The sequence below is a fragment of the Methylobacterium sp. Leaf118 genome (assembly GCF_920984675.1).
Lineage (GTDB): Bacteria > Pseudomonadota > Alphaproteobacteria > Rhizobiales > Beijerinckiaceae > Methylobacterium.
On the sequence record NZ_CAKLBV010000133.1, the window covers coordinates 1 to 2066 of the forward strand.

2 protein-coding genes are annotated in these 2066 nt (G+C 72.7%); one reads left to right on the forward strand and one right to left on the reverse strand.

The features are described 5' to 3' along the window. Positions 1-247 precede the first annotated feature (247 nt). On the forward strand, positions 248-1528 hold the full coding sequence (locus tag LW587_RS23855; protein ID WP_232632050.1) for an MFS transporter: 1281 nt from the start codon (positions 248-250) through the stop codon (positions 1526-1528). Between the two features lie 7 nt (positions 1529-1535). On the opposite strand, the gene LW587_RS23860 is transcribed toward LW587_RS23855, so the two are convergent. Next, positions 1536-2066, reverse strand: a 531-nt coding sequence (locus LW587_RS23860; protein WP_332839857.1) for a DNA translocase FtsK, incomplete at its 5' end; no start/stop codon positions are given.

Sequence of the window (2066 nt, forward strand, 5' to 3'; positions counted from 1 at the left end):
CAAGGCTCTCGCGCGACAGATCGAGCGCCTCGGCTTCTCATGTGCCATCACACCCGAAGAGACAGTTTCTATTTAGACCCATCGGCGATGCCCCCCACGACGGCGGGGCGGCGGGCGTCCGCCGGACACTCGGAACAGGACCGTCGCTCCTCGTCCGGACCGCTGGGTGTGAGAGACCCTGCGCCCCATTGCGGGGCGCGCGGGCGGCCGTCACCCTGTCCGGGTGGAGGTCGCCCAATGTCGTCCCGTGCCGCTTGAAGATCTTGGGTGGGCGCCCAGCCTGCTGACCCGGCGGGGGCGCGTCGGTGTATTCACCGGCCTCTATCTCTACCAGGGATCGGTCGCGGGCTTCGCGACGCTCGCGCTCGCCAACCATCTCGTCGCGAACGGTCATGGCACGAGCGCGGTCGGCACGCTCCTGGCCCTCGTCGGCCTGCCCTGGGTGTTGCAGCCGCTGCTGTGGGGGCCCCTCCTCGACCGGGCTGCGCCGCATCCGATGGGCGCGCGCCGTGTCTGGCTCGTCCGCGGGCTGCTCGGAGGCCAGATCGCCCTGTGCCTGCTGCCGCTCCTCGGCACGCGACCCGATCCGGCCGCCCTCGGCATGGTCCTCCTGCTCCACAGCCTCTGCGCCTCGCTCGCCGACACGGCGACCGACCGCATGATCGTGGCGAGCGTACCGGAGGACGAACTCGGCCGCGTCAGCGCCTGCACCCGCGCCGGCTTCGTCACGGGCTCCGCCCTCGGGGCTGCTTTGTTCGGCTGGCTGCTCCCGGAGATCGGCATTCCCGGCGCGGCCGCAATGCTCCTCGGCCTGAGCACCGCCCTCGCCGTGGCCGCCGGCCTCGTGCGCGAGCGGCCGGGAGATGCCTTGCTGCGGATCGCGCCGCCTCCGCGATCGGTCGCGCGGATCCTGTCCGGAACGCCGCGGGCGCTGGCAGCGCATCTGCGGGGCGTCCTTCGGGTCTTCGCCGTGTTCCGCCATCGCGAGGCGGCGCTGCTGCTCGCTGCGTGCTTCGGAATCGATTTCGCCCTCTCGCTGTTCCAGGTGCCCTTCGCGGTGGCGATGGTGCGCGACCGCGGGTGGGACGCGGGGGCGCTGTCGCAGGTGCAGGCGATGCTGGCGTTCCTCGGCGGCACCGTGGGGGCCGGGCTCGTCGGCGTCGCCGTCGATCGGGCCGGGCCCGCCCCGGCCCTGCGTCGGCTGTGCCTCGCCTGCGCGGCGGCCTTCGCGGTCATCGCGCTGCTGGTCCTCGGCGGGTTCGAGGCGCGGGGCGGCCCGGTCATCCTCGGGCTGGCGAGCGTGGTCCCGGCCCTGCTCTACGTCGCGCTTCAGCCGACCGTCGTGCTGGCGAGCCGGGCGGAGGGCGTGTCGGCGACGCAGTTCCAGATCTTCATGGCGGCGATGAATCTCGGCGACGTCGCCGGCGCGTCGCTCGCGGGCGCCTTCGAGCAGGGGGCCTCCCCCGCCGCGACGGCCTGCGGCGTCGCCCTCGTCTTCCTGCTGGCCTCGATGCGGCGCGGCCGGTGACGAGGCTTCAGTAGCCCTGCCCCTCGGTCTCGACCAGGATCTCGCGCTTGCCCGCATGGTTGGCGGGGCCGACGAGGCCTTCCGTCTCCATCCGCTCCATCAGCGAGGCGGCGCGGTTGTAGCCGATCTGCAGGCGGCGCTGGATGTAGCTGGTGGACGCCTTCTTGTCGCGCATCACCACGGCGACCGCCTGATCGTAGAGATCGCCGCCCTCGCCGCCGCCGAACTGGCCGGCATCGAAGACCGCCCCCTCCTCGGCCGGGGCGCCGGAGGCCGGCCCCTCGCCCTCCTCCGCGGTCACGGCCTCGAGATAGGAGGGCCGGCCCTGGCGCTTCAGATGCGCCACGACGCTCTCGACCTCGCTGTCCGAGCAGAACGGGCCATGGACACGCGTCGTGCGCCCGCCGCCGGCCATGAACAGCATGTCGCCCTGACCCAGCAGCTGCTCCGCGCCCATCTCGCCCAGGATCGTGCGGCTGTCGATCTTGCTCGTCACCTGGAAGGAGATCCGGGTCGGGAAGTTCGCCTTGATCGTGCC